This window comes from Streptomyces sp. URMC 129 (assembly GCF_051386415.1).
Lineage (GTDB): Bacteria > Actinomycetota > Actinomycetes > Streptomycetales > Streptomycetaceae > Streptomyces.
The window spans coordinates 1-8511 of the sequence record NZ_JBPQTQ010000185.1 but is presented as its reverse complement, the minus strand read 5'-3'; the positions used below and the strand labels follow the sequence as shown (position 1 = coordinate 8511).

At 76.3% G+C, this 8511-nt stretch carries 2 protein-coding genes and 1 pseudogene; all 3 read left to right on the top strand.

Translation table 11 applies throughout. The annotated features are described in order from the left end of the window. Positions 1-1349 (top strand): MFS transporter (locus ACSNOC_RS25975; protein WP_436750006.1); only part of this gene is annotated, 1349 nt, incomplete at its 5' end. A 411-nt stretch (positions 1350-1760) separates the two neighbouring features. Further along, a pseudogene (locus ACSNOC_RS25970) lies at positions 1761-7562 on the top strand (type I polyketide synthase); the annotation flags it as partial. 126 nt (positions 7563-7688) lie between these two features. Further along, positions 7689-8511: MFS transporter (locus ACSNOC_RS25965; protein ID WP_436750007.1), on the top strand; the 823-nt coding region annotated here is incomplete at its 3' end.

Here is an 8511-nt window from a genome sequence, read left to right as displayed (position 1 = left end):
TGCCGCGCATCGGCGCCGACCTCGACGTCCCGCTCTCCGACCTCCAGTGGACCCTCAACGCCTACATGCTCACCCTCGCCGGGCTGATCCTGCTCGGCGGCGGCCTCGGTGACCGCTTCGGGCGGCGGCGCGTCTTCGTCTGGGGCGTCGCCTGGTTCACCGTCGCCTCCCTGCTGTGCGGACTGGCCCCCACCTCGCCGGCGCTGATCGCCGCCCGCGCGCTCCAGGGCGTGGGCGGCGCGCTGCTCACGCCGGGCTCGCTCGCGCTGATCCAGTCCTCCTTCCGGCAGGAGGAACGGGCGAAGGCGGTCGGTCTGTGGTCCGGACTCGGCGGCGTGGCCACCGCGCTCGGGCCGTTCGTCGGCGGCTGGCTGGTGGACGGCCCCGGCTGGCGCTGGATCTTCTACCTCAACCTGCCGTTCGCCGCGGCCATCCTGCTGCTTGCCCGCCACATCCCGGAGAGCCGCGACTGGGGCGCGACCGGCCGCTTCGACGTCCCGGGCGCCGCGCTGGCCGCCCTGTCGCTGGGCGGCGTCACGTACGCGCTGATCAACGCGCCCGCGCTGTGGGCGCTGGCGGCCGGGGCCGTGCTGGGCGCCGTCTTCGTGTGGTGGGAACGGCGCACCGCCCGGCCGATGCTGCCGCTGGGCGTCTTCCGCTCGCGGCTGTTCACCGCCGCCAACCTGGTGACGCTCTGCCTGTACGCGGCGATCGGCGGCGTGTTCTTCCTGCTGCCCACCCAGCTCCAGAACGGCCTGGGCTACGACGCGCTCACCGCCGGCGTCGCCTCGCTGCCCGTCACGGTGCTGCTGCTGGTGCTCTCCGGCCCGGCGGGCGAGCTGGCCCAGCGCATCGGCCCGCGCCTGCCGCTGACCCTGGGCCCGCTGGTGGCCGCCGCCGGTCTGGTGCTGCTGCACCGGGTCCACCCGGGCGGCTCGTACTGGGCCGACGTCTTCCCGGCCGTCGTCGTGCAGGGGCTGGGGCTCAGCCTGTTCGTGGCACCGCTGACCGCCACCGTGCTGGCGTCCCTGGAGACCCGGCGCGCGGGCGTGGCCAGCGGCGTCAACAACGCCGCCGCGCGCGTCGCCCAATTGGTCGCCGTGGCCGCGCTGCCGCTGGCCATCGGGCTGTCCACGGACGAGTACCGCTCGGCGGACGCGGTGGACACGGCGTTCGGCAAGGCGGTGCTGATCTGCGCCGCGCTGATGGCGCTGGGGGCCGTGATCGCCTGGTTCACGGTGCCGCGCGCGCTGGCGCAGCCCGGGGTGCGCGAGGAGATTCCGGCGCCCCAGCGCGCCCACCACTGCGCGGTCGACGCGCCACCACTCGAACCGGGTAATCACAACTAATCCGTCTGAGTGAAAGTGTCGTACCCATGCGGCGGTGCGCCGGGTGCGATTTCTTCACGCCTGGTGTCCGAATCCGGGAATTCTTCGAGCAAGTCTCACAAGTGGCGCGCGGGCCCCGCAGGGGTAACATTCACGACGTTTTAACTCGACAATGGGAACCAGCTGGGCCTAGGCTGCGAAGACCGCTGGCCGACAGCTCAGCCGCTGCATCGTCGCAGGTCATCGGGTTGCCAACGGGTCGGTGTGTCACATGTGTCCGTCTCGGACCGAAAGAGGGCCAACTCTGATCGAGTTGAGTTCTTCGTCATTTCGTCGGCAAAAGCCAGGGAATTGGGTACAATGACAAACGACTCCGTGGAATTCGAGCAGCGGCGGACCGGCGACGTGTGCGACGACGTGTGCACGGTGTGGCGGAGCCGGCTCACCGCCCTCCCCGTCCCCGCCCAGCACGAGGCACTGCTCGATCTGATAACCGGTCACGTCGCCGCCGTCACCGGTCAGGGCGGCGGACCGGCGGCCGTCGAGAAGCGCGCCCCCTGGCGCCGCCTCGGCGTCTACCGGCACATCGCCGACCGGCTGCGCGCCGAGCTGTCCGCGGCCACCGGAGTCCGGCTGCCCGCCACCCTCTTCTTCGACCAGCCCACGCCCGAGGCCGTCGCCGCCTACCTCCGCACCGAAGTGCTCGGCATCGACGGCCAGGCCGTCACCCCCGAGGCCCAGGGCCTCGGCGCCGACGACGCCCGCGACCCCATCGCCATCGTCGGCATGGCCTGCCGCCTGCCCGGCGGCGCCGACTCGCCCGAGGCCCTGTGGGAGCTGGTGCGCGAGGGCCGTGACGCCATCGGCGGCCTGCCCGAGGGCCGCGGCTGGGACCTCGACGCGCTCTACGACCCCGACCCCGAGCGGGTCGGCACCGCCTACACGCGGCACGGTGGGTTCCTGCCCGACATCGACCAGTTCGACCCCGGCTTCTTCGGTATCGGCCCCCGCGAGGCCACCGCGCTCGACCCGCAGCAGCGGCTGATGCTGGAGGTCTCCTGGGAGGCGCTGGAGCGCGCCGGTATCGACCCGCACTCGCTGCGCGGCAGCCGCACCGGCGTCTTCGCGGGCGTCTCCCTCCAGGACTACGGCCCCGCCTGGCACGAGGCGCCGCACGAGGCCCAGGGCCAGCTCCTCACCGGCAACGCGCTGGGCGTCGTCGCCGGCCGCATCGCCTACACGTACGGCTTCGAGGGGCCCGCGCTCACCGTCGACACCCAGTGCTCCTCGTCCCTGGTGGCCATGCACCTGGCCGGCCAGGCGCTGCGCTCCGGCGAGTGCGATCTCGCGCTGGCCGGCGGCGTCACCCTCATGTCGACCCCGGGCATGCTGCTGGAGTTCAGCCGCAAGCGCGGCCTGGCGCCGGACGGGCGGTGCAAGGCGTTCTCCGCCGACGCCGACGGCACCGGCTGGGCCGAGGGCGCGGGCGTCATCCTGCTGGAGCGGCTCTCCACCGCCCGCCGCCGCGGCCACCGCGTCTACGCCGTGCTGCGCGGCACCGCCATCAACCAGGACGGCGCCAGCAACGGCCTCACCGCCCCCAACGGGCCCTCCCAGCAGCGGCTGATCCGCCAGGCCCTGGCCAACGCCGGGCTCCGCCCCGCCGACGTGGACGCCGTCGAGGCCCACGGCACCGGCACCGCGCTCGGCGACCCCATCGAGGCCCAGGCCCTGATCGCCACCTACGGCCAGGACCGGCCCGCCGGCCGGCCGCTCTACCTCGGCTCGCTGAAGTCCAACATCGGCCATACCCAGGCCGCCGCCGGCGTCGCCGGGGTCATCAAGATGGTGCAGGCCATGCGGCACGGCGTCCTGCCCAGGACGCTCCACGTCACCGAGGCGTCCCCGCACGTCGACTGGTCCGCCGGGGACGTCGTCCTGCTCACCGAGGACACCCGCTGGGACCGCCAGGACGGCCGCCCGCGCCGCGCCGCCGTCTCCGCGTTCGGCGTGAGCGGCACCAACGCCCACGCCGTCATCGAGGAGCCGCCCGCCGAGGAGCCGCGCACCGAGCCCGCGCCGCTGCCCGTCGTGCTGACCGCCCGCACCGAGGGCGCGCTGCGCGCCCAGGCCGCCCGGCTCGGCGCCCACCTGGCCCGGCACCCCGACCTCGCCCCCCTCGACGCGGGCTTCTCGCTCGCCGGCCGCACCCGCTTCGAGCACCGCGCCGTCGCGGTCGTCAGCGGCCGGGCCGGCACCGGCATGGACAGCGAACGCGCGGACGGGCGCACCCAGTTGACCCGGGCCCTGGCCGCGCTGGCCGAGGGCAGGACCGCCCCCGGCCTGGTGCGCGGCGCGGTCCGGCCCACGATCGAACCCAGCAGGACCGCCTTCCTGTTCACCGGCCAGGGCAGCCAGCGCCCCGGCATGGGCCGCGAACTGCACGCCGCCTACCCCGAGTTCGCCCGAGCCCTCGACGAGATCTGCGCCCGCTTCGGCCCGCACCTCGAACGCCCGCTGCGCGACGTGATGTTCGCGCCCGCCGGCACCCCGGACGCCGCCGAGCTGGACCGCACCGCCTACACGCAGTGCGCGCTGTTCGCCTTCGAGACCGCGCTGTTCCGCCTCGTGGAGTCCTTGGGCGTCACCCCCGGCATCCTCATCGGCCACTCCATCGGCGAGCTGACCGCCGCCCACGTCGCCGGGGTGCTCTCCCTGGACGACGCCTGCGAACTGGTCGCCGCGCGCGGCCGGCTGATGCAGTCCTGCCGCCCCGGCGGCGCGATGACCGCGCTCCAGGCCACCGAGGCCGAGGCCCTCGACTCGCTCGGCGGGCTCGACGGCCAGGTCTCGATCGCCGCCGTCAACGGCCCGGCCGCCACCGTCATCGCCGGGGACGCCGCCGCCGTCGAACGGGTCGCCTCCGTGTGGGCCGCCCGCGGCCGGAAGACCAAGCGCCTCACCGTCAGCCACGCCTTCCACTCGCCGCACATGGACGACATGCTCGACGCGTTCCGCACGGTCGCCGAGCGCGTCACGTTCCGGCCGCAGAGCCTGCCGATCATCTCCAACCTCACCGGCCGGCCCGCCACCGACGCCGAACTGGCCTCGCCCGACTACTGGGCGCGCCACGTGCGCGAGCCCGTCCGTTTCCTCGACGGCATGCGCCGCCTGCACCACGAGGGCGCCACCGCCTGCCTCGAACTCGGCCCCGACGCCGTGCTCACCGCGCTGGCCCCCGCCTGCCTGCCCGAGGAGGCCGCCGCCGCGGCCGACGCCGGCGACCTGGTGCTCGCCGCGGCCTCCCGCGCCGGGCGCCCCGAACCCCTCACCCTGCTGGGCGCGCTGGCCGAGCTGAACGTGCGCGGCATCCCCGTCGACTGGCCCGCCGTCTACGAGGAGCGCGGCGCCACCCACGTCGAGCTGCCCACCTACGCCTTCCAGCGCAAGCGGTACTGGATCGACCAGGCGCCCGCCGACCGGGCCGCCGTCCCGGCCCCGCGCCGCCACGCCGCCCCCGACCCCGACCGCTGGCGGTACCGGACCGAGTGGCACCCCCTGCCGCCCGACCACACCGCCGCCGCGCTCGCCGCGGGCACCACCGCCACCCCCGCGCTCTCCGGCGTCTGGCCGCTGCTGACGCCGCCCGCCGGAGCCGACGCCGAGCTGGTCTCCCGCGTCTCCTGGATCGTCGAACGGCTCGGCGGCGAGGTCGTCCACCTGCCGCTGACCGCCGACGCCGCGCCCATCGACCGCGCCGGGCTCCGCGAGCTGCTGGAGAGCCGCGTCCTCGCCGAGGGCCGCGCCGTCGGCGGCGTCCTGTCGCTCCTCGCCCTCGACACCACCCCGCACCGCGAGCACCCGGCCCTCAACGACGGCCTCGCCCTCACCTGCGCCCTCGCCCAGGCCCTCGCCGACCTCGACCTGGCCGCGCCCCTGTGGTGCGCCACGCGCGGAGCGGTCGCCACCGGCGCCGCCGACCCGGTGACCGACCCCGCCCAGGCCATGGTCTGGGGCCTGGGCCGCGCCCTCGCCCTCGAACGCCCCGGCGGCTGGGGCGGCCTGGTGGACATCCCCGCCGAGCTGGACGACCAGACCCTCGCCTGGTTCGGCGCCGCCCTCACCGCGCCCGGCGGCGAGGACCAGCTCGCCGCCCGCGGCGCCGGGCTGCTCGTGCCGCGCCTGGTCGAGGCCGGGCCCGCGCCCGCGGGACCCGCCGGCCCCTGGCGCCCGCGCGGCACCGTCCTGATCACCGGCGGCACCGGCGCCCTCGGCGCGCAGGCCGCCCGCCGCCTCGCCCGCGACGGCGCGCGGCGGCTCGTGCTCACCAGCCGCCGCGGCCCGGCCGCGCCCGGCGCCGAGGAGCTGGTGGCGGAGCTGGCCGCGCTCGGCGCCCAGGCCACGGTCGAGGCGTGCGACATCGCGGACCCCGGACAGCTCACCGCGCTCCTCGTCGCGCTGGCGGACGGCGAGGAACCGTTGACCGCCGTCGTGCACGCGGCGGGCGTCAGCGGGCGGATCGCGCCGCTGAGCGACCTGGACCTGGGCGAGTTCGCCGAGGTGGTCGCGGGCAAGGTGGTCGGCGCCGCGCACCTCGACGCGCTGCTGGACAACCTGGGCGGCACCGAGCTGGAGGCGTTCGTCCTGCTCTCCTCGATCTCCGCGACGTGGGGCAGCGGCGGCCAGACCGCGTACAGCGCGGGCAACGCCTACCTCGACGCCCTCGCCTCGCACCGCCGCGCGCGGGGCCTGGCCGCCACCTCCGTCGCCTTCGGCCCCTGGGCCGAGGCCGGGATGGGCGCCGAGCCCGCGCTCCGCGACCACCTGGACCGGCGCGGCCTGCGCCCGCTGGCGCCGGGCGCCGCCGTCACCGCCCTGACCCGGGCCGTCGCCGCCGACGAGACCGCTGTCACCGTCGCGGACGTCGACTGGGACCGCTTCCTGCCGCTGCTCACCTCCGCCCGCCCCGGCCGCTTCTTCGACGCGCTGGGCCCGCGCCCCGGCCCGGGCCAGGGTCAGGACGCCGACGCGCCGGACGCCGGGCCCGCCCCGGGCGCCGTGGACTACGCGGCCCTGCCCGAGGCCGAGCGGGCCCGCGCGCTGCTCGACCTCGTCCGGTCCGAGGCCGCCGCCGTCCTCGGCCACGCCGCGCCCGAGGACGTCGACCCCGAGCGCCGCTTCCTGGAGCTGGGTTTCGACTCCCTCGCCTCCGTGGAGCTGCGCCGCCGCCTCGTCGCCGCGACCGGCCTGGCGCTGGCCACGCCCGTCGTCTTCGAGCACCCGACCGCCGCCGAGCTGGCCCGCCACCTCGGCACGCTGACCGCCGCCCGGCGCCCGGCCGCCGCCGCGGACCCGGCGGCGACCGGCGAGACCGCCGCCCCCGCCGGACCGGCCGGGGTCAGGGACCTGTACCGGCAGGCGTGCGCGATCGGCAAGTTCGCGGAGGGCATCGGCGTGCTCCAGGCCGCCGCCAAGCTCCGGCCCGTCTTCCACACCCCGGCCGAGTTCGGCAAGCCGGCCGAGCCGGTGAAGCTGGCCTCGGGACCGGCCGCGCCCACCCTCGTCTGCCTGCCGTCGATGGTGGCGCCCTCCGGCCCGCACAACTTCGCCCGCCTCGCCCTCCACCTGCACGGCCTGCGCGACGTCTACGCCCTGCCGCACCCCGGCTTCGGGGACGGCGAGCTGCTGCCCGCGACCGGCGATCTGGTGGTGGAGATGCACGCCGACGCCGTGGCCAGGGAGTTCGCCGGGCGGCCGGTGGCGCTCGCGGGGTACTCCTCGGGCGGCTGGCTGGCCCACGCCATCGCCGCCCGGCTGGAGGCGCGCGGGCTGGAGCCGGAGGGGGTCGTGCTGCTGGACACCTGGTTCCCGAAGGACGAGATCCCGGAGGAGCACATCCAGGGCCAGTTGCGCGGTATCGCGGTCAACGACCAGGCGTTCGCGCTGATGACCGAGGCCCAGGTGACGGCGCAGGGCGCGTATCTGGAGCTGTTCGAGGGCTGGCAGCCGGAGGCCGTGACCGCGCCCGTGGCGCTGGTGCGGGCGAGCGAACGGATGCCGCAGCAGTCGTCCCCCGACGAGACGGCCGGTGCGGGGCGGCGCTGGACGACCGCGTGGGAAATAGAGCACGAGACGCTGGACGCGGCCGGGAACCACCAGACGATGATGAACGAGTACGCCGAGACCACGGCGCAGGTCGTGCACGAGTGGCTGGCGGGCCTGGAGGACCGGTAGCGGGTGCCCTCCGCCCGGCGCGCGGGCGTCACCGGGCCGGGCGATAGTTGAGGAGTGACGTCGTCGGCCCTCCCTCAGCGGACGCGTGACGCCGCCGCCCGGCGCGCCGGCGTCGCCCCGCCGGGGCTGTGGTCGCGGGACTTCGCGCTGTTCTTCGCGGCCAGGACGGTCGCCAAGTTCGGCGACGCGATGCTCCCCGTCGCGCTGGCGGCCGGGCTGGTCCGGCACGGCGGCGGGGCGGGGGCCGTGGGCGCGTCGCTGGCGTCGTTCACGGCCTGCTTCGCGGGCTTCGTGCTCCTCGGCGGGGTCGTCGCGGACCGGTGCGACGCCCGGGTCCTGATGATCGGCGCCGACCTGGCCCGGGTGGGGCTGGAGTCCGTGGCGGCGGTGCTGTTCCTCACCGGCCACGTGGTGCTGTGGCAGGTGTGCGCGGTGAGCGCGGCCAACGGCGCGTGCGCGGCGCTGTTCCAGCCGGGCGTGGCCGGCACGGTGCCGCGCGTGGCGCGGGACGTGCAGGGGGCCAACGGCGCGGTCCGCACGTCCGAGTCCTGCATGACGATCCTCGGCCCGGCGGTGGCGGGCGTCCTGGTCGGCCTGACCGCCGCGTGGACGGTGTTCGCCGCGCACGCCGTGACGTACCTGGTGAGCGCGGTGTGCCTGTTCCTGCTGCGGCTGCCGCCACCGCCCGCCGTGCCCGCCGCGCCCGGCGCGCCGGGCACGTTCCGCGCGGACCTGGCCGAGGGCTGGCGGGAGATCCGGAAGCGGACGTGGCTGTGGCGGGCGAACGCGATCTGGATGGTGTTCGTGCTGGCGGTCTGGGGACCGGTGGTGCCGCTGGCCGCGGCGCAGGTGATCACGGCGCACGGCGAGCGGGCGTACGGCGCGGTCAGCTCGGCGCTGGGCGTCGGCATGGCCACGGGCGGCCTGCTGGCGATGCGCGCCCGCCCGC